Genomic DNA, 17,288 nt, shown 5'->3' with positions numbered 1-17,288 from the left:
GTTAAAATAATTCTGGTTGAGACATTCTCGTGATTGAAATATCGTAGTTAATCCAAATACATTCCTGTACTTCTACCTTTTTGTTTTTCTTACGTAGCGTAGCTTTTATGTGATTGGCTTTTTTAGGAAATCTTATTTGTCGCCAATCTTTGTAGAGTTCTTCGGTGATTCCTCCCGGATATCCAGAAACCATTGCTAAACCATCAATTTTATGAAGCTTTTCTGATAACTCAATTTTCTTTTCATCAGAAAATTCAAACTTGTAATCGTTTTTAGAATTTCTGGTTTCGCAATCGTAGGGATAATCTACATAGAAGAAGGTTTTTGGTTTATTGGTTTTATCGATCAATTCTACTGCATCGTAATTAGTAATCTGAAATTTTGATCGTAATTGATAAGCGACTTCAATTAACTTGTCTAAAGAATTATTCCAACGGCTTACCGTTTCGCCACCAGTCGCATTTACACCACTTACTGCCATATGCCAACCTTTATTTTTTCGCTGAGCTCCTAAACCAAAAAATGATTGGCGTACACGCACATAAAATCGACGGGCATTTTCAATTTTGCAGTCTGTATCTTCCCAAGAATTATTGTATTCTGAAACAGATACCGGAGTAAGTTTTAATTTTGAAACCAATACTTCTGGGTAATCTCTTAAAACTTCAAAGAAGTTGGTTACATCATCATTAATATCGTTAGCAGTTCGAATAATGTTTCCCGGTGCATTTAAAGAAACCACATAGCTTCCTGCAAAGAGGTCTACTAAATGATCGTATTGGTTTGGAAAGTATTGGTATAAATTATGAAGCCAACTAAACTTCCCGCCAAAATAATTAAATGCGATTAGATTTGTGTTGTTACCGCTCATAGCTCTAATTTTTCTTTAAGTTTCTCAAAACGATCGGTGTCGGCTAAAGTTTCACATTTTAAAACTTCAAAACCTCTTAATTTTAATTCTTCAATTAGCAAATGGGTTTTAAAAATGGTTGTGTCTTTTTCTTTTTTAGATTGCTCTTCTACAACATCACAATTTTCGAGTGCGTAATCTTTAATGCTCTGATCGTTTAAATGCTCAAGCACTAAATCTTCTAAAAATGGTTGATCTTCTGTAGTGTATTCTTTTTCAGTGGGAATAAATTCTTGTATTTCAGAATCCCAAGAGTTTGTTTTAACGGTAATTTTAGTGATACTCATAGTTCCAGTCTTTTATGTAACAACTTTCCGCAGCTTTGGCATTTATTTGCGAGGACTTCAACGTTCACCGAGCCGCCAATCACAACTAAAACGGTTTGCTTATGGCTGCAGAAAAGTTGTTTGAGTTTTAAAATCATTATTATTTTTCTTCCTTATTAAAATAAACCAAGTAGTAATACATCTGGCGCTCATCGTCCCAACCTTTCTCGATAAACTTTTCTGCGCTTTCGGGGTTAATGAAGTCGAGCTTGATCTGAATATTGGTGTCTAGATTGATCACGCTTTTCAGCTTTTTTCTAATCGTGGTAACGGCGGTGTTAGAAATGGGGAACTCCGTAAGATCTTCGATTTTGTATTTTTCGCCTTTTTCAATTTTGTAGTTGTTAAACTCCGGGATCAACTCGGGGTTTTCGAGTACTGCATTTAAAAATGAATCTTCCTGAAACTCATCGTGCGATGCAAAATGATTCACGGCGCGGTTCATAAATAGTACTTCTTGTTGCTTATCTTCTGCCGGGCGCACGACGTCTTTGGCAAAATTCTCACAAAACTTCAAGTACTTTTTGGTGTGAAAATCGCTGTCTTCCATTTCTTCTACTCCTAGAAAATCTTCAATCCAATATTTGGTGTCGTAACGGTTAGAGTCGATAAATAAAACACGAGGCTCATCTTCAATAGTAATAATGGCACCTTTGTCTAATTTATTCAGGTTAACGCCTTCTTTTAAAATGGCATCCAGACGAGTTTCGGTTTGCTCAAACTGTATAAATTCTTGCTTTACTTCACTTTTAAAAATACCAAGAGCATAAATTTTTTCATTCTCAATCAAAATATTCTCAAGACCACATACGTAAAGCTCACCGGTTTTTATGTGCGGATGCTTTCCGCAGGAATATAAATGCGTTGCGATAGATTTTTCTATATCGCCAAAAGATGGTAAATCATCCTTTTTCGATAAAATTTCTTGCAAAATTGAATCTTCTGAAAACTTATAAAACTGTAAGTCTTTTTCGCGGAATGGTTTTAAGAAGAATTCTTTAAGTAGTGGTCTAATCTCGTCGTTAAGCTCGTAAGGTTCTTGGCTTAAAAACAATTGCTCGTTGCGAGCGCGGTTGCCTACCTTGTGAATGTAAAGGTTTTCTAATTGGGCATTGTACAAATTGATGTTCATAGTTATAAATATTAAGCGTTAAAATTTAGTTTTGAATTAATGCTCAGCTCTTCTTTGTCTGAAGTGTTGGGGAGTTTAGAGAATAGCTCCATAATCATCTGGCCTATTCTAGAGCTATCGAGTGAATTACTTACATAGTTGGTGTAATTCTGCAAAGCATCGTAAACCACAAAAGCACTCGAAATTTCAAATTTGATCGTGCTGTGAACCGGCTGATCTCTTCGCATCAGCTTTTTTGTCAACTCAAAGTGTTGCAAATTCGCCAAATTGAGATGTATGTGTTGCTGACTTAAGTTATCGCGATCGGTAATTTCGCTTAGAATTGTGATGTACTTTTCAATAGCCTGGTTAAGCAACAATATCTTATCTGTGGTTAACTCGGTGAGCGATATTTTTTCAAGTTTTATCATAATTGTACTTTGTGTATATAGTTAGATCGGTTACCGGTTAAGTAAAACAGCAGCACGTTTGCCGCTTGGCCATATTCAGGATGCAGCCTTACTTTTTCTTCCATTTTCTTGCAAATGGTCCCCATATCTTTACGATTGTCTTTTAGAAAGTTGTACCAAACCGGGTTGTATTTATTGCCATTAGCTGCAGTAAGTTTTAAGTTGTCGTGACCGTTTTTAAGGCAAATAATCATTCTTATTCTGCTGCAGTTAGGGCAGTACACTTTTTTACTTCTTCCGCAGGTGCAGTTTTTAGCAGTTCTCATGCGACAAAAATTAAATGATTATTAATCCCTTCTCGAATCTGTACTGTGCCATTCTCTACAAGTTCTTTTACTTTATGAATGGTTTCTTTTGAAGAATAGCCAGTTTGTTTGGCTAGTTTTACCAAGCTAATGCCGCTTAAATTTCCAGTCTTTCGGGCGTTTTCTTGAATAAGTTTTAATAGTGTTTCCATTACTTTTCAACTGTTGAATTATCAAATTCAAATACAGGAATGCTTTCTCCATCTTTATTAATGACTTCAGTTTTATGGATTTGAAGTAACCCGCCAAGTGTCCATTTGCATCCTTTATTCTCAACCCATCTTCCAATGCAAGAGAAGTAAAATTTTGTTTCAGGATCTTTTATTTTAGCTTCTTTGAAGTCTTTTAAGGTTTGTACACCTTTGCAACTTGGGCATTGAAATTTCCAGTCTTCAATGTTTTCACCAAATAAATTTTCGGCTTTCTTTTTCCAATCTTTAAATTTTAAGAGATTCATAGTTTCCATAATTAAGCGTTAATAATTTTTAAACATTTTGAATTTTTTCAAATTCCTTTTTAATCAGTTCGTTAAGGTTGTCTTGCACCTGCTTATTGCAGTTAAAATTCACATATTCGTACACCTGATCTAAGCTGATGCGGCCAATGAGGTAATCTTTAATTTTGTCTTGAGCTTTCTTTACATCGGTTTTTGCTCTCAGGCTTTTTTCTGCCCAAATTTTACGTCTGGAGAACTTTTCGACCTTTTCATCATCGAGTCTAAAGAAGCGGTAAGCGTACTCAAAACTGTTATTTTCTTTAAAGCTTCGGGCAGGATCAAAATAGATGCTAGGGTAGTGCGGTTGCCATTCTGGGTGGTTTTTCTTCCAAATTTTAACCTCTTTTAGTACCTGAATGCACTTCATCCAACGCTCGTAAATATTAGGTTTGTTGAGTCTTTGCCCATTGAAGTTTATAAATTTATCGTTCATCCAAAGCTTATAAGCATTCACCCAAGTACCAGGGTGGCAATCGAGATCTGAAAAGATGCTCGCCGAGAATTTAAAAATATCTTGTATCGCAACTTCTTTAAAATCATCTGGATGCAAGGCTCCGTAATAAGCTTCTTGCTGGGCGATTTTTTCTGAAAGTGAATTGTAATTGTCGAATTTACCGGCAGAAAGTTCGCGGCCCAGTGTGGCTTTTTCTTCTAGATTGCACGCTAGAACCTCGCTGAGCTCGTATTTTTTCGATGCATTGCCCGATTTTTTTTCGGCGGTCTTAATTTTTTTCGGCTCCTTGCCGATGGGTTTTTTTGTAGATTCTTTAGTATCAATATTATTTGATGGCGCGTTAGCGACATCTCCTTTATCTCTTATCTTATACTTATCTAAAGAATTCTTTCTACTAGATACATTGTTATGTTGAACTTTGTTGGTTCTCTCTGGGGTAACTGCTTGATTTTCAGTAGTACGATTTTTCGAGCTTCCATTGTCGGTAATCACTAAAATATCGCTGTTAAAGGCTATTTTAATGGCTCTGTTGGCTCCGCGAAATTGATAACCTCCTAGTGCGCCACATTCTTCTAAACGCTCTCTATGGTGGCGTATGGTCTCGACAGTGACCGGTAAGTTTCGGCATCCGTTGCGTTCGGCTTCGACGATCTTGTTTGGGTATAGATCCATTTTAGGTAAATCGCCCAAAACTTCAACGCCAAGCTTTTTGCGCACTTGCTTGCGCTTAAAAAGCTGCATATTGTATTGATGGAGAAATGCGAGGAAGTATTTTTCAGTATCTGGTTTTACTTCCTGGCGTAAATTACGCTTGCGAAGTTGCGGGCCGTGTTTGTGATTGTATTTCTCGACCGCTTCATTAAAAGCTTCAGGAGCGAGGTGTTTGTGCTGTTCTTTCCAGAGTAGTTCTTGTACTTTTTGCTCTGCGGTGATCGTTGCATTTCTGCGGTTCCTGATCACTTCTTTGTTGAATTTTCTTACTTCGGCATTCTCGATCCAAACCTGCATATTGTATTTTTTAATATGTTGGTTGTAATTAGCGAGAGTTTCCTTAAAATCTTGATTGGTAAGAATAGGGAAGATAAACTGTTGGCTTTCACTCTGTTTTTCTTCTGAAGTGGTCGCGGGTTGATTTTGCAAACCGTTAAGCTGCAAAATACTGTTGGTAATACTTCCAAGGGATCTAGGCGTGCTCATATCAATGAATTATTAATACGTTTCTAGAATTTTCAGTCTCGTCTATTTCAATGATGAGCCTTTCTTCAACAAATGCATTTTCAGCATAAACAATTTCAAAGCTTCCAGATCCGTCCGGAATGAAAACATCTAAGTTTTCATCTACTTTTTCAAAAAACTTTTTCAACTCTTTTACCTTCATAACTCTTCATTTTAGGTTATAAAATCCCTTACCCGCAAATGCGGAGTAAATTTTTAATATGGTTAATCGGGCGGGGAGTTATTTGTACTCGATTCGCCCGATTATCGGCGTTTTGCCAATGGGTGTGGAAAAGGCAGGACTCGAACCTGCATTCAGAAGTCTAAGGACCTTGTCAAAAAACGGCTTAATCTCTTCGCCTCTTCTGAATCCCTCAAGATTGGGTGCGTCTAACCGATTTCACCACTTTTCCTTTTACTCGTCTTTCCGAGCTGTCCCGATTTTAGCCTTTGTTAGACAATTGGTTTGCCTCAATAACCTCAAAGGTTTTGGAGGGAAGAACTATAGCCGGTGCGGTTCCCTATTCTCACAATAATCCGGCAAGTGTATATTTTATTTTCCGTGCATCAATTCTGCGATGAGTTGTTCCTGGTTATCGGGGTGCCAAATGGCAGGCATATCATCGTAGATCGTTTTCTTTTTCTTCTTTGGTTTTGGTTGTACTAGTTCTTGTAATCGCTGCAATAGCACTTCTTGCTCCTTCTTAGGTAAAGAAGAAACAATCGGCATCACGCTATTTGCAGTGAGTTGACTCATTACTGTGCTATTTTTAATTTTGGGCGGTTAATTTGATGCCGCTCGAATTGGATCTCGTTAGCGATCAAACTAAATTTTCTACCCGTTTTTTCCATTTCTTTTAAAAACTCAATGTTTGAAGGTGCAACTAAAGTTTCTACACAAATTTTATCTGCCGTTACTCGAAGTTCATCTTCCAGAAAATCGCACCGCAGTAAAAATTCTATTAATTGATAATCTTTCATCACAAAGGTTTTATAGTTAGGTATTTTAAAAAAGGACGCGCATTTCGTGGGTATAAATCTTTAACTGTCGCTTATAGATTTGTCGGAGTTCTTCCTTCTGTTGTGGGGTAACATTAGAAAGTTTCTCAAGCCTTTTTAGGTTGGCTTTTAAGCGGGCAATTGCCGTTTTATAGAATATGCGGTCCTTCTTTAGTTTCATTAGATTATTGCCTTTTCGCGCATAGCGCTCATCATTAATGCAGGTTTACTTTGCACTTTTACTTTTTTAAAAAATGCCCTTTTATGTTGGTTAAAGGTTGAAATTGCTATTCCCATTTCCTGCGCAACTACTTCATCTTTATGATCTTCTGCAAATAAGTCTAGCATCTTCAATTCTCTTGGCTTTAAGGGGCTTCCGTTTAGTTTGATCGTTTTAAAGTTGAGTGAAAAGCAATCGAGCGTGTGTCGGTAATTTTCTGGCTCTTGCAGCTCACCGTTAATAATATCTGGCGTATCGTCTAGGCCACCGTACATAAAATACGTGTACAACTCTACCCGTCTGGTAAAAGAGAGTAGTTGGTGGTTATGTTGTAAAGCATTAATATGCTTTTGAGCTTCTTTGTTTGAGTTGAAGGCATTGGCAAGCAACATAAAGTCTTTTTTTTCGAGTTGGTTAAACTCGTGCGTTTTGCCGTTTTGTATAAATTGTACCTCCATAGTTTCTGGTCGACCAAAAAATTCTATTCTGGTGTCTTCTTGCAGCAACCCCGCAATTAGGTGTTGCACTTGTTGGTTGTTTGTTGTACTTTTGTCCATGTATAATTTTTATTAATTAAGCGTTAATATTAATTTTAAGTCCTGAAGCGATTTCCAGTCCAACTTCAGGACTTTTTTTGTGCTGTTATCTCAAACAGCGAAGAGCAGGGTTTGCTCGAGTAACCTAAGGTTCATTAAATATGTGGTGAGAAACGATATTTTCTTTTTCTAGTGTTGTATTACGTATAGCAATACATAGCAAAGTGATCGCTATAATGGCAATACATACCATAAATATATTACCTGCACGATAGGCTGCTTTTTCTGCCTTGAGCTCGCGAGCGCGGTCAAAGGCTTTTTGGTGATTAACTTGCTTCTTGTACATTGGTAAGGTTTTTAGCTTCTTTTAAAAGCGAATTACGTTTTTCATCTTCTGCCTTTTTCTTAGCAACCAGATTTTCTACAAACTGCCAAATACCTGTCTCCACTTTTTTATTGGCTAACAAACCGCTAAAAACTTTACCTAGCATTTGTTTTGAATAAAACTCGTTTTTACGGTTGCGAATGTTTTTGGCTCTAAAAAATTCATCAAGCTGCCCGGTGTAATCGTGGCCGGTTAACTCTCTAAGTGTTTGTGCTTCCTCTTTCGTTATCATAGTAATCTACTATTGCCTAAACAAAACCCATTACCTATATTTGTATTAAGTTTGTTTCGTGTTAGTGAAGCAAATATACAACAAAAAAAGTGCAGTACACTAAAAAAGTTGTAAAATAATTGTGTTAAAATTTTAGATATGGAGATAAAAGGCAGTATTCATAAGGCTTTAGAAGATTTTAAAAAAGCACGAGAAGAGAGTGAAGTGGTAGACAAAGCTTTAAAAGCTAATAATAACCAAGTACAGGTTAAGGTAGACAAAGACGGGAAGTTGTTAAGCTATAGTTTTACTATTACTATACCAGAGATAGAAAGCGAACCTCCAAAACCAGAAGATTTACCAATTGAAACTATTTAGTAGTTGTTTGCGGTGCTGTGATACCTTCAAAAATTTTTTTAAAAAGCGCAGGGTATTCTTTTTTAAGCCATTTTTTATTTAAACAGTCGTAACCACGTGATACATAGTTTTTGGTAAGCACCAAGGCTGCTTCTTTGTCGTTTTTAGTAATAGAAACAAAAATGTTATACACAGGTATAACAAATTCTGGCGCATAGGCTTTGCTAATCTCAGCATTATTATGGCTAAACTCTGTTAAATGAGCAGCAACTTCAGCATCAGACATAATTAAAATAATTAGAATTTAAACGAATATACAACTTTTTTAGTGCAATGGATGCAAGGATTAAAAAATCAATAAAAGTACTTGAAACTGTTATCAAGGATTTGGATTTTGAAAATCCTAAGCAATTTTCAGACTCTTTAGGCTTTGAAAGACCCGAAAGGATTTATAAAATTCTTAGAGGAAAATCTGCGATAAGTAAGAATTTGGCTGAAATAATTAATAAAAAATATCCGCAATTTGGAATTGATTGGCTATTAACAGGCGAGGGATCAATGAAAAAAAGCGGTAAAGCCGAAAGTTTAGAGGAACCGGGTGTAGCTTATGGAGAAGAAGTTACGTTAAGCAGTTTAAAGAGAGACCTAAACCAAATTAGTGTTGGTTTTACTAAAAATTTTGAGGTGCTAAGTGAAGGGGTTTTCCAAACATTGCACCGCCAAGAAAAGATTATCGATTTTATAGAAAACATAAACGCAGAAGAAATTAGCAAAGCCACCAAAGCGCTTTCTAAATACCTGCAAGAACATAAATAATTTAATATGAAAGGATTGTTGCTTTTTATTTTTATAGTTGTTGTCGTAGCAACGCCAATTATAGGCTTAATGATGATTTTTAATTATATAAAAAAAATTAGGAGAAAACGACTATTAGTTTCAAATCCGAAAAAATTTAATGACATTTTTATTACTGATTTACAAAATTTTAATGATGCAGATTGGAAGCTAACAAAATCTGAGGAATTGTATTCTACTTACCATAAACAATTAAGAAAAAAAGAAGTAGGTCTTTTCAATAGAATCACTGCTAGAGTTTTTTTTGAAGAGAATGAAATTCATTATGTAATGGTAAAAAAGTTAACTAAAGAAGATATTCCATACATCGAGATTGTGATTAAAAATTTGCTAAAACTTTTAGGTGACGACTCTTCAAATAAAAAGTTTTTATCAAAAGGAGAAAAAATTGAATTAAAACAGAAAGATTATTTCTGGACAGGTAGAACCTGGCAGGGAGAAAATTATCTAGTTAAGCTCGAAGCATACAAAAATGAAGGTTTAAACTTAGCCGTTTCAATTTTAGGTGGTTAATCGTCTTTAAAAGCTTTTTCTAATTGGATTTGTTCCTGTTTAGTGTATAAATGTTTATTTTCTAAGTAGATGAGATAAGCCTGTAATTTTTCTTGACTTGTCAAGCCTGACAATACTTTAAATGTGGTGAGATAGGCTAAAAATACTAATTAATTATTAGTTTTTACCTTGGAAATAGAAACGGACATAGAAATTTTTAAGAATTACAATTTTAATAAAATTAGTTAAACTGATAATCAATAGGTTAGGGGTTAAAAAAGTATAGGTGCAGAACTTAAAATCCAATGAACATTAGTTCGTACGGGTTCAAGTCCCGTCCCGAGTACTTTAACCCTCTTTAATCTTACGATTTTAGAGGGTTTTTTGTTTTACAATATTTTTAAAATTTCACTTCAAAATTTCTTAGTTTCGATAGCTCTATTAATTATCAGGACCTCATAGACAGTTTTGTAATTTTAATGAATTAACATTTAAAAAATGAGTCAAAAAATATTCTTCACATTTATATTTTCATTGCTAGTTTGCTTAACTGGTTTAGCGCAAGATTCTGTTCAAAACAATCAGCCAAAAAAATATACCATTGGTATTAGAGAAACGCCGCCTTTTGTAGAGCAATCTTCTAACGGTTTTTCTGGGTTGAGTATTGAATCTTGGGAAATGGCGAATAAAAAGTTGGGTTGGAATTACGAATACAGAACCTATAATTCTTTAGCTGAATTGCTTCAGGCTGTAGAAAAAGGCGAAGTAGATTTTAGTATAAACCCAATTACGGTTACCGATCAGCGAATGCAGAAAATGGATTTTTCGCAGCCTTATTTTATTTCACATACCGCTATTGCTCAAAAGAAGAAATCTAATGCTTTTGCCGTAATTCAAAAATTATGGAGTTGGGAGTTTATCTCTGCAATTCTTGTGCTTATTGGTATCATCTTTATTTTTGGCTTTTTGGTGTGGTTGTTTGAACGCAAAAAAAATGAAGGCGAGTTTGGTGGTAAAGGTTTTAAAGGTCTTAAAGAAGGCTTCTGGTGGAGTGCGGTTACCATGACTACGGTTGGTTACGGAGATAAATCTCCACAAACTACCGGCGGTCGAATAATAGCCTTGGTTTGGATGTTTATGGCAATTATTATTATTTCTAGTTTAACGGCAAGTATCGCTTCTGCATTAACCGTAGAGAATATGAATAATGAAATTAATTCGGTGGCAGATTTAGATCGTTTTGATGTTGTAACCGTAGGAAGTTCTAGTTCTCAAGAGTTTTTAAATTTATATAGAATTAAGCATGAGGAAGTAGTAAATGGAGCTAGCGGTATTGAATATTTATTAGATAATCCTGAAGATTTATTTATTTACGATGAGCCTATTCTTAATTATGAAGTAGAACGTCAACAAGTTTCAGATGAAATTCAGGTGCTGAAGAAAACTTTGAAAAAAGATTATTTTAGTTATAGTTTTCCGAAGGATTCAAAATTGGTTAAAGAAATAAACCCAGTTTTAATTAGTACTATGAAATCTATGCAGTGGAGCAGGTTAATGGAAAATTACAATTAAAAGTGAATTTCTAAATACTAGTCTCAAAGCTTTCAACCAAAAAGAAATTACTTATAAAATTGTTTTTATAAGTAATAATTTTTCAGCTAAAGATGCTCTTCTCTTAATTTTAGAACAAGCTCGGGATAATCACTGATAATTCCATCTACGCCAAATTCGATAAGTTTTTTTATCGCTTCTGGGGTGTTTACCGTCCACGGGATTACTTTTATTCCCTCTTGTTGTATATTATTCACTATAGTTTGAGTTGAAAGTAATTGGTGAAACGGACTGTAAATATCTGGTTTGAAACTTAATAGGGTTGTGTTGTCTTTAAAATTCCCTTCTTCTACTAAGTAGGCTAAAACAAATTGTGGAAATATTTGGTTTATTTTTTCTAAAATATTAACATCAAACGATTGTAAACTTACTCGGTTTTCAAGCTGTTTATTTTGGAGGACATTTATGACTAAAGCAACAAATTGTTCGGGTAAAGGTTGTGAAATGTTATATTCTTCTACTTCAGATTTTAATTCAATATTATACTTAATTGCTGGAAGTTGATTGATTTTAATGTAGTTTTCTACAGTATCGATAACTTCAGAAAGTAAGGGTTTGTGTGTTTTTATTTTTTGCTGTTGAAGAAATTTTTTATTACTTTTAGAACCTCCGTCAAATTCACGAATTTCATCGTAATTCATGAGGTAAAGGTTAAAGTCTTTTTCTTCTTCTTTTTTAATGGATTTTCCATTCGGTTGAAGCATATAGAGCGAAGACATATAAGGCTCGTGTGAAACTACCACTTTATTATCTTTAGAGATAACAACATCCATTTCTAAGACCTCGACGCCTTTTTTTACCGCGCTGATAAATGCCGGGATACTATTTTCTGGAAAATTGCCGCGATCTCCACGATGTCCTTGTACTTCCATACGATAACCTACTAAATAGCTTGAAAAGCTTTTTTCAGAATAAAATTATTTTGAAGTGTCTTTGGTGACAATTTCTGTTTTAATAATTTCTAAGGTTGCTTTTTTGTGGTCTTCTTTTAAGTTATTAATTAATAAGTCTACCGCTTTTTCTCCTACTTTTTCTGGAAATTGATTAATGTAAGAAACCCTTGGGTATTGAAGTTCATTATGGTTTTTATTTACATAACCTATTAATGAAACTTCATCAATAAATTTAATTTTATTTCTAGAAATACTCGCGCTAGCAATTAAGGTAGATTCTATATCGGCTCCTAAGATGGCCTCTATTTTAGGTAAAGAGTTATCTGTAATTCTGGCTTCAATTTTAGCTCTTAGTTCATCTAAATTATGCTCTTCTATGGTTTCTCCTTCTATAGCCTTTTCAGTCTCCATATAACTCTTAAAAGTTCTTCTTCTGGTTTTTCCTACAGAAAGCCAGCCTATTGAAGAAACGAATAATATATTTTTTAAATTGTTTTCTTTAAAATGAGCACATGCCTTTAAAATACTTTGGTCATCATCTACAGATACAGAATTAAAATCTAATTCTTTGTGTATTCTATCAAAAGTGACAATTGGAGTGGTTTCTGCAATATTATTAAAATGTTTAAATTCTCTCTCGACAAAGGTTTCTTCAGAGGGGCATACAATAATTCCTTCTACCATTCCATTTGAGAGAATGTTTAAACTCTCTCTTTCTTCTTTTAATTTTTCATCAGTAAAAAATGTAATAATTCTATAGCCTTTCTTTTTGGCTGTAATTTCAATATTTTTTAAAACTTCAGCTAAAAAGGGATTTTGAATATCAGGTATAATTACACCAATATTAAATGTAGATTGATTTTTTAAACTAACAGCTATATGATTAGGCGTGTAACCATAAAACTTAGCTAAATCTTTTACTTTCTTTTTTGTTTTTTCGCTAATTTCGGGACTGTCATTCATTGCTTTAGAAACTGTAGAAACAGAAACCATTAATATTTTTGCAATTTCTTTAATTGTTATTTTTTTCTTCATAATAAAAAAATGAATTAGCCCTCTAGATAATAATTCTTCAAAAGTACTAAAAATACAATTTTAATAAGGGTTTTAGAATTAACTTATCTTAAAAGTAAATTTTTAAGATGAAATTACTTGTATTTAAGACAGTAAAAATGTGTGAAGTTTTAAATTTAAATTACAAGATTCTATAGCTTCAAATAATGTAGTTTTAGCATTAGATACAAGAAGGCTGAATGATTTAATATTGATAAAATAAAAATTAATGAACGTATTTATTGAATTATACAAAACCTTAATTCCTTATTTGTTATGTATTCCTTTAGGCTATTTGTTGGCTAGAACTAATTTTTTCCCTAAAAATATAGTATCTAAACCTTTACTGTATTTTTTTATGCCAGTATTGGTTATTAATCATGTATTAGAAGCGACGCTAGAAAACCTAACAATTTTACCAATCATCTCTTTTAGTTTATCTGTTGCGATGATTTTACCTGCTATAATTGTGCATAAAACCTTTGGAAAAGGAGAGAGTAGAAGCTTATTAAAAAGCGGATTTTCATTTTATAATGTAGCTTTTTTTGGAATACCAGTAGTACATGCACTTTTTGGAAAAGAAGCGATTACCACACTAATTTGTATTTACATAGGTTCTGCATTATACGGGAATATTATTGGTTATTTTCAAGTAGCCCGCACTCGTTTTAGTAGGAAACATGCTATTAAAGAAATATTTAAGGTTCCTTTTATTTATGTTTTCATATTAGCGGTAATATTAAAGATTTTTGGTTTTCATACCCCTTCTGAAGTAGAACCTGTGGTAGATGTTTTTGGAACCATTGTCTCTGTAGCCGGAATGCTTATTATAGGGATAAATATAGAACAAGTAGATTTTAAAGTTTTAAAGTGGAGTTATTATTTAAAACTTCTTAGTTTTCGTGTAGTTGCTTCTATTGTAATAATGACTGTTCTACTAGGTGTTGAGTATTTTTTTGTGAATGGATTAAGTATAGAAGAAACAAAGGTGTTAATCTTATTGACGCTATTCCCTATTGCTGCAAACCTTACGGTTTTTGCTTCGTTTTTAAAATCTAACGAGAAACAATCTGCGTTATTGGTGCTACTTTCTATGCTTATGGCTTTAGTCTTAGTGCCAATAGCTGCAATATTATTTAAATAATAAAGCCGAAATCTGACAGAGTTCGGCTTTATTAAATTATTGATTAATAGTTTTTAGTGTCATGATCATCTTCGTGCACTTCTTCATGAATTTCTTCTTTGGTTTCTCTTTCTGCATTTTCTGCAGCTTTTTCTATTTTATCTGCACCTCTTTCAATTGCGTCACCAGTTTTTTTAACTCCGCTTTCAATAGCATCCCCAGTTTCTTTTGCTGCATGTTCAACATCTTCTCCTATAGCTTCTGCAGCATCTTCAGTTTTTTCTTGAGTGGTTTCTCTACAAGAAGTAGTAGCTAATAAGATTGATAGCGCTGAAAATGCAATGAATAATTTTTTCATAATTAGTGGTTTAAAAAATTTAAGCTGTAAAATTAATATATTTAAGGTCAAGTATTAAAACTATGAGATATTTTTGTATCATTTTTATTTTTTTATTAACATATTCTGTTTTTTCACAGGAGCTCCCACCAATTTTAAATTTTTCAACTAAATCTTATCAAGCTGGAAACCAGAATTGGATGATTGCTCAGGACAAGGAGAAAAAAATATATATAGCTAATAGTGCAGGGCTCTTAAGTTATGATGGAGAACGGTGGATATTGAATAAAACCCCTAATGGTTCATTTATAAGATCAGTGGCTGTTGTAGCTGATTTCATTTTTACAGGAAGTTATATGGACTTTGGTTTTTGGGAGGAAGAAGATAATGGTGAGCTAACCTATAAAAGCCTTAGTTTCTTGTTAGATAAACCTTTTATAGACGGCGAACAAATTTGGCATATCGAAGCCGTTAAAGATTATGTTATTTTTCAGAGTTTGAACAGGTTGTATAGCTATAATATTAAAACTAACAAAGTAGTAATAATTCCAACAACTAATACGGTTGTTAATCTTTTTAAAGAGGGAAATAAAATCTATTATCAAGTAGAAAACGAAGGCCTCTACGTAATTTATAATGGAAAGACATCTAATTATATACCTAATTCTGAACTAAATAATCAAATTTTAGTAGGTCTATACAATTACAAAAATAGTCTTTATCTTATCACTAGAAATAATAAGTTATTTAAAGTAAAAGGAAAAAAGTTAGTTGACTTTAAACTTGATAATTTTAACCTATTTTCCGATGCTTCTATATTTTTGGCAAAACTTGTTAATAACCAATATTTAGTTTTGGGAACTATAGGTAATGGATTAAGAATTTATGACCTAGAGAATAAATCTGTAACGAACTTCAAGCAACCAAGTATCTTAAATAATACTATATTATCCTTGTATTATGATATTAATGGGAATTTATGGAGTGGTTTAGATAATGGTATAAGTCTTATTAATTTAAACAATTCAGTAAAAATTTTTAACGACACTTATGGTGATATTGGTACTGTTTATTGTAGCTATCAAAATAATGATGATGTGCTCTACTTAGGCACCAATCAAGGACTTTACGCGAAGAAAATAAATTCAAAAGCAAATTTTAGATTAATTCCTAAGACAAGTGGGCAGGTTTGGAGTATACAAAAAGTTAGCGGTAGGCTTTTGGTAGGTCATGATAAGGGCACTTTCTTAATTCAAGACTTTTTCGCAAAAAATATCTATAATAAGTCTGGAACTTGGCAAGTAAAACCCTATAAAAATGGAATTTTACAAGGTCATTATAATGGGATGAGTTATGCGAAAATCGAAGGTGACCGTATACAATCTTTTCACAGATTTGCAGGTTACGATTTATCTTCTAGAAATATTGTAGTCGATAGTTTATTGAACGAAATATGGGTAGGTCACGATCATAAAGGGGTTTATAGGCTTAAGGTTGATGTTCGAAGTCATCAAATAGAAGTTTTAGATAATTATCAACTACCAGCTCAAGAAGATACAGGATCTAGTATTTTTCGTTTTTATGATAAAATTTATATTGCTACGGCAAAATTAATCTACAAATACGACGATCAAGAAAATTCATTTGAAGAGGCATTAAAGCTTAATCAGCTTTTTAATAATCATCAGCGATCGACAGGAGTATCAAAAGTTATTGATAATAATAAATTATGGAGTTTTGGTAAAAAAAATATTTATCAAATTTCAAAAAATGCACTTCAAAATGATTACGTACTCAATGCAATTCCTATACCTAATAATTCTAGAGAAATTGGTGTAGGCTTTGAGAATATCGCTTCTATTGGTGAAAACCGGTTCCTATTAGGAGCAAATTCGGGTTATCTAACCTTTGAGATTCCTTTTGAGAAACAAAAAATATCAAGTATTATAATTACAAGTTTTAAAGCGGCAACTAAAGGTGAAGAGTACACCAGTATGTCACTTTCAGAAAAGTTGATAGAAATTCCTTATAAAAGTAATTCTATCAATTTTTCATTTGCTATCCCTCATTATCACTTATTAACAGATGTAGAATATAGTTATCAATTAGAGGGGTATGATGAGCACTGGACCGCTTGGAGTAATGAAGGAGAAGCAAGGTTTAGAAATCTACCTTATGGAGATTATGTCTTTCGTGTTAAGGGGAATTTAAATGGACAAGAAACTGAGATAGAAAATTTTCAATTCAGTATCAAAAAACCTTGGTATTTATCTAATTTACTTTTAATATTTTATTTCGTTTCATTTTTATTAATCGTTTATACTACAAATCGACTTTATAATAACTATTATAAAAAAGAGCAAGAAAAAATTATTGCGGAAAACAAAAAGCAACTAAAATTACAAGAAATCACTGCTCAACAAGAAATTATAACTCTTAAAAATCAGAAGTTAGAAGCAGAAGTAATCTCTAAGAATAGAGAATTGGCAGTTTCTACGATGAATATTATTCGAAAAAATGAATTTTTATTAGACCTGAAGCAGAAATTGATGAAGATAAGTTCTGATGTTGATATTGAAGAAGTGATTACTATTATCAATTCTAAAATTGCAGAGAAGGATAACTGGAAATTATTTAAAGAGGCTTTCGATAATGCAGATAAAGACTTTTTGCAATCGGTTAAATCGAAACATCCAAACTTAACATCTAACGATTTAAAACTATGCGCATACCTGAGATTAAATTTGAGTTCTAAAGAAATTGCACCTATGCTTAATATCTCAGTAAGAAGCGTTGAGATAAAACGATATCGTTTGCGTAAAAAAATTGAATTACCGCACGAACAAGGTTTAGTAGAGTATATTTTGACGTTTTAGATCCTCAACATATAGTGTTTTTACCACAACATTGCCACAACATTATTTTAACT

Annotated in this window: 24 protein-coding genes and 1 tRNA gene; 6 read left to right on the top strand and 19 right to left on the bottom strand. The window is 33.2% G+C overall.

The genetic code is table 11. From position 1 onward, the window contains the following. Position 1: 1 nt before the first annotated feature. The 15 genes from KW502_RS10820 to KW502_RS10750 all read right to left on the bottom strand — a co-directional run bounded on the left by KW502_RS10820 (position 2) and on the right by KW502_RS10750 (position 7,659). Entirely contained in the window at positions 2 to 871 is an 870-nt protein-coding gene (locus KW502_RS10820) for a DNA adenine methylase (protein ID WP_219040576.1), read from the bottom strand. After that, the gene (locus tag KW502_RS10815) at positions 868 to 1,197 is read right to left on the bottom strand and encodes a hypothetical protein (RefSeq protein WP_219040575.1); all 330 of its coding nucleotides are present in this window, start codon (positions 1,195 to 1,197) and stop codon (positions 868 to 870) included. Before KW502_RS10815 ends, KW502_RS10820 begins: the two co-directional genes overlap by 4 nt. A gap of 139 nt (positions 1,198 to 1,336) precedes the next feature. Beyond that, the gene (locus KW502_RS10810; protein ID WP_219040574.1) at positions 1,337 to 2,368 is read right to left on the bottom strand and encodes a nucleoid-associated protein; all 1,032 of its coding nucleotides are present in this window, start codon (positions 2,366 to 2,368) and stop codon (positions 1,337 to 1,339) included. Between the two features lie 11 nt (positions 2,369 to 2,379). Beyond that, positions 2,380 to 2,778 (bottom strand): hypothetical protein, encoded by a 399-nt coding sequence (locus KW502_RS10805; RefSeq protein ID WP_219040573.1) that lies wholly within the window; start codon positions 2,776 to 2,778, stop codon positions 2,380 to 2,382. Continuing rightward, on the bottom strand, positions 2,775 to 3,083 hold the full coding sequence (locus KW502_RS10800) for a hypothetical protein (RefSeq protein WP_219040572.1): 309 nt from the start codon (positions 3,081 to 3,083) through the stop codon (positions 2,775 to 2,777). Before KW502_RS10800 ends, KW502_RS10805 begins: the two co-directional genes overlap by 4 nt. Continuing rightward, on the bottom strand, positions 3,080 to 3,274 hold the full coding sequence (locus KW502_RS10795; RefSeq protein ID WP_219040571.1) for a hypothetical protein: 195 nt from the start codon (positions 3,272 to 3,274) through the stop codon (positions 3,080 to 3,082). The genes KW502_RS10800 and KW502_RS10795 overlap by 4 nt, the downstream gene beginning before the upstream one ends. Continuing rightward, complete coding sequence (locus KW502_RS10790) at positions 3,274 to 3,579, bottom strand: VVA0879 family protein (RefSeq protein ID WP_219040570.1); 306 nt, start codon at positions 3,577 to 3,579, stop codon at positions 3,274 to 3,276. The genes KW502_RS10795 and KW502_RS10790 overlap by 1 nt, the downstream gene beginning before the upstream one ends. Before the next feature lie 28 nt (positions 3,580 to 3,607). Beyond that, positions 3,608 to 5,269, bottom strand: coding sequence for a hypothetical protein (locus tag KW502_RS10785; RefSeq protein ID WP_219040569.1), 1,662 nt, complete (start codon positions 5,267 to 5,269; stop codon positions 3,608 to 3,610). Between the two features lies 1 nt (position 5,270). Continuing rightward, the gene (locus KW502_RS10780) at positions 5,271 to 5,450 is read right to left on the bottom strand and encodes a hypothetical protein (RefSeq protein WP_219040568.1); all 180 of its coding nucleotides are present in this window, start codon (positions 5,448 to 5,450) and stop codon (positions 5,271 to 5,273) included. 125 nt (positions 5,451 to 5,575) lie between these two features. Then, a tRNA-OTHER gene (locus tag KW502_RS10775) sits at positions 5,576 to 5,700 on the bottom strand. Positions 5,701 to 5,840: 140 nt separating this feature from the next. Then, on the bottom strand, positions 5,841 to 6,044 hold the full coding sequence (locus tag KW502_RS10770) for a hypothetical protein (protein ID WP_219040567.1): 204 nt from the start codon (positions 6,042 to 6,044) through the stop codon (positions 5,841 to 5,843). Further along, complete coding sequence (locus KW502_RS10765) at positions 6,044 to 6,268, bottom strand: hypothetical protein (RefSeq protein WP_219040566.1); 225 nt, start codon at positions 6,266 to 6,268, stop codon at positions 6,044 to 6,046. Before KW502_RS10765 ends, KW502_RS10770 begins: the two co-directional genes overlap by 1 nt. 198 nt (positions 6,269 to 6,466) lie before the next feature. Then, positions 6,467 to 7,063: a helix-turn-helix transcriptional regulator gene (locus KW502_RS10760; RefSeq protein WP_219040565.1), complete on the bottom strand. Its 597-nt coding sequence runs from the start codon at positions 7,061 to 7,063 to the stop codon at positions 6,467 to 6,469. A 124-nt stretch (positions 7,064 to 7,187) separates the two neighbouring features. Beyond that, positions 7,188 to 7,388 (bottom strand): hypothetical protein, encoded by a 201-nt coding sequence (locus KW502_RS10755; RefSeq protein ID WP_219040564.1) that lies wholly within the window; start codon positions 7,386 to 7,388, stop codon positions 7,188 to 7,190. Beyond that, on the bottom strand, positions 7,369 to 7,659 hold the full coding sequence (locus KW502_RS10750; protein ID WP_219040563.1) for a hypothetical protein: 291 nt from the start codon (positions 7,657 to 7,659) through the stop codon (positions 7,369 to 7,371). The genes KW502_RS10755 and KW502_RS10750 overlap by 20 nt, the downstream gene beginning before the upstream one ends. 138 nt (positions 7,660 to 7,797) lie before the next feature. Here KW502_RS10750 and KW502_RS10745 point away from each other — a divergent pair, with 138 nt between their 5' ends. Beyond that, positions 7,798 to 8,016, top strand: a complete 219-nt coding sequence (locus KW502_RS10745; protein WP_219040562.1) for a hypothetical protein — start codon at positions 7,798 to 7,800, stop codon at positions 8,014 to 8,016. Here KW502_RS10745 and KW502_RS10740 read toward each other — a convergent pair. Further along, entirely contained in the window at positions 8,009 to 8,281 is a 273-nt protein-coding gene (locus KW502_RS10740; protein ID WP_219040561.1) for a hypothetical protein, read from the bottom strand. The two genes, KW502_RS10745 and KW502_RS10740, sit on opposite strands and share 8 nt — an antisense overlap. Positions 8,282 to 8,328: 47 nt before the next feature. On the opposite strand from KW502_RS10740, the gene KW502_RS10735 reads away from it, so the two are divergent. From KW502_RS10735 to KW502_RS10725, 3 genes are all read left to right on the top strand, one after another. After that, positions 8,329 to 8,811, top strand: a complete 483-nt coding sequence (locus tag KW502_RS10735) for a hypothetical protein (RefSeq protein ID WP_219040560.1) — start codon at positions 8,329 to 8,331, stop codon at positions 8,809 to 8,811. Positions 8,812 to 8,817: 6 nt separating this feature from the next. Then, positions 8,818 to 9,363 (top strand): hypothetical protein, encoded by a 546-nt coding sequence (locus KW502_RS10730; protein ID WP_219040559.1) that lies wholly within the window; start codon positions 8,818 to 8,820, stop codon positions 9,361 to 9,363. Between the two features lie 477 nt (positions 9,364 to 9,840). Then, positions 9,841 to 10,914: a transporter substrate-binding domain-containing protein gene (locus KW502_RS10725; RefSeq protein ID WP_219040558.1), complete on the top strand. Its 1,074-nt coding sequence runs from the start codon at positions 9,841 to 9,843 to the stop codon at positions 10,912 to 10,914. Positions 10,915 to 11,000: 86 nt separating this feature from the next. Here the strand turns inward: KW502_RS10725 and KW502_RS10720 are convergent, their stop codons facing one another. Together KW502_RS10720 and KW502_RS10715 are read right to left on the bottom strand one after the other, a co-directional pair. Further along, the gene (locus tag KW502_RS10720) at positions 11,001 to 11,825 is read right to left on the bottom strand and encodes a glycerophosphodiester phosphodiesterase family protein (protein WP_219040557.1); all 825 of its coding nucleotides are present in this window, start codon (positions 11,823 to 11,825) and stop codon (positions 11,001 to 11,003) included. Between the two features lie 45 nt (positions 11,826 to 11,870). Then, the gene (locus KW502_RS10715) at positions 11,871 to 12,881 is read right to left on the bottom strand and encodes a LacI family DNA-binding transcriptional regulator (RefSeq protein ID WP_219040556.1); all 1,011 of its coding nucleotides are present in this window, start codon (positions 12,879 to 12,881) and stop codon (positions 11,871 to 11,873) included. A gap of 247 nt (positions 12,882 to 13,128) precedes the next feature. On the opposite strand from KW502_RS10715, the gene KW502_RS10710 reads away from it, so the two are divergent. Continuing rightward, positions 13,129 to 14,043 carry an AEC family transporter gene (locus KW502_RS10710; RefSeq protein WP_219040555.1) on the top strand — a complete coding sequence of 305 codons (915 nt, stop codon included), beginning with the start codon at positions 13,129 to 13,131 and terminating at the stop codon, positions 14,041 to 14,043. Positions 14,044 to 14,086: 43 nt separating this feature from the next. Here KW502_RS10710 and KW502_RS10705 read toward each other — a convergent pair whose 3' ends face one another. Next, positions 14,087 to 14,380, bottom strand: coding sequence for a hypothetical protein (locus tag KW502_RS10705; RefSeq protein ID WP_219040554.1), 294 nt, complete (start codon positions 14,378 to 14,380; stop codon positions 14,087 to 14,089). Between the two features lie 62 nt (positions 14,381 to 14,442). Here KW502_RS10705 and KW502_RS10700 point away from each other — a divergent pair, with 62 nt between their 5' ends. After that, positions 14,443 to 17,235 carry a triple tyrosine motif-containing protein gene (locus KW502_RS10700; protein ID WP_219040553.1) on the top strand — a complete coding sequence of 931 codons (2,793 nt, stop codon included), beginning with the start codon at positions 14,443 to 14,445 and terminating at the stop codon, positions 17,233 to 17,235. The last annotated feature ends 53 nt before the right edge of the window (positions 17,236 to 17,288 follow it).

Source organism: Mesonia aestuariivivens, assembly GCF_019311235.1.
Taxonomy (GTDB): domain Bacteria; phylum Bacteroidota; class Bacteroidia; order Flavobacteriales; family Flavobacteriaceae; genus Mesonia; species Mesonia aestuariivivens.
Note: the sequence above shows the minus strand (reverse complement) of the source record. Positions and strands in the feature narration are given on the sequence as shown.

Coding starts and splice junctions, on each gene's coding strand:
- KW502_RS10820 (WP_219040576.1), bottom strand. CDS start 871: ATGAGCGGTAACAACACAAATCTAATCGCATTTAATTATTTTGGCGGG.
- KW502_RS10815 (WP_219040575.1), bottom strand. CDS start 1,197: ATGAGTATCACTAAAATTACCGTTAAAACAAACTCTTGGGATTCTGAA.
- KW502_RS10810 (WP_219040574.1), bottom strand. CDS start 2,368: ATGAACATCAATTTGTACAATGCCCAATTAGAAAACCTTTACATTCAC.
- KW502_RS10805 (WP_219040573.1), bottom strand. CDS start 2,778: ATGATAAAACTTGAAAAAATATCGCTCACCGAGTTAACCACAGATAAG.
- KW502_RS10800 (WP_219040572.1), bottom strand. CDS start 3,083: ATGAGAACTGCTAAAAACTGCACCTGCGGAAGAAGTAAAAAAGTGTAC.
- KW502_RS10795 (WP_219040571.1), bottom strand. CDS start 3,274: ATGGAAACACTATTAAAACTTATTCAAGAAAACGCCCGAAAGACTGGA.
- KW502_RS10790 (WP_219040570.1), bottom strand. CDS start 3,579: ATGAATCTCTTAAAATTTAAAGATTGGAAAAAGAAAGCCGAAAATTTA.
- KW502_RS10785 (WP_219040569.1), bottom strand. CDS start 5,269: ATGAGCACGCCTAGATCCCTTGGAAGTATTACCAACAGTATTTTGCAG.
- KW502_RS10780 (WP_219040568.1), bottom strand. CDS start 5,450: ATGAAGGTAAAAGAGTTGAAAAAGTTTTTTGAAAAAGTAGATGAAAAC.
- KW502_RS10770 (WP_219040567.1), bottom strand. CDS start 6,044: ATGAGTCAACTCACTGCAAATAGCGTGATGCCGATTGTTTCTTCTTTA.
- KW502_RS10765 (WP_219040566.1), bottom strand. CDS start 6,268: ATGAAAGATTATCAATTAATAGAATTTTTACTGCGGTGCGATTTTCTG.
- KW502_RS10760 (WP_219040565.1), bottom strand. CDS start 7,063: ATGGACAAAAGTACAACAAACAACCAACAAGTGCAACACCTAATTGCG.
- KW502_RS10755 (WP_219040564.1), bottom strand. CDS start 7,388: ATGTACAAGAAGCAAGTTAATCACCAAAAAGCCTTTGACCGCGCTCGC.
- KW502_RS10750 (WP_219040563.1), bottom strand. CDS start 7,659: ATGATAACGAAAGAGGAAGCACAAACACTTAGAGAGTTAACCGGCCAC.
- KW502_RS10745 (WP_219040562.1), top strand. CDS start 7,798: ATGGAGATAAAAGGCAGTATTCATAAGGCTTTAGAAGATTTTAAAAAA.
- KW502_RS10740 (WP_219040561.1), bottom strand. CDS start 8,281: ATGTCTGATGCTGAAGTTGCTGCTCATTTAACAGAGTTTAGCCATAAT.
- KW502_RS10735 (WP_219040560.1), top strand. CDS start 8,329: ATGGATGCAAGGATTAAAAAATCAATAAAAGTACTTGAAACTGTTATC.
- KW502_RS10730 (WP_219040559.1), top strand. CDS start 8,818: ATGAAAGGATTGTTGCTTTTTATTTTTATAGTTGTTGTCGTAGCAACG.
- KW502_RS10725 (WP_219040558.1), top strand. CDS start 9,841: ATGAGTCAAAAAATATTCTTCACATTTATATTTTCATTGCTAGTTTGC.
- KW502_RS10720 (WP_219040557.1), bottom strand. CDS start 11,825: ATGGAAGTACAAGGACATCGTGGAGATCGCGGCAATTTTCCAGAAAAT.
- KW502_RS10715 (WP_219040556.1), bottom strand. CDS start 12,881: ATGAAGAAAAAAATAACAATTAAAGAAATTGCAAAAATATTAATGGTT.
- KW502_RS10710 (WP_219040555.1), top strand. CDS start 13,129: ATGAACGTATTTATTGAATTATACAAAACCTTAATTCCTTATTTGTTA.
- KW502_RS10705 (WP_219040554.1), bottom strand. CDS start 14,380: ATGAAAAAATTATTCATTGCATTTTCAGCGCTATCAATCTTATTAGCT.
- KW502_RS10700 (WP_219040553.1), top strand. CDS start 14,443: ATGAGATATTTTTGTATCATTTTTATTTTTTTATTAACATATTCTGTT.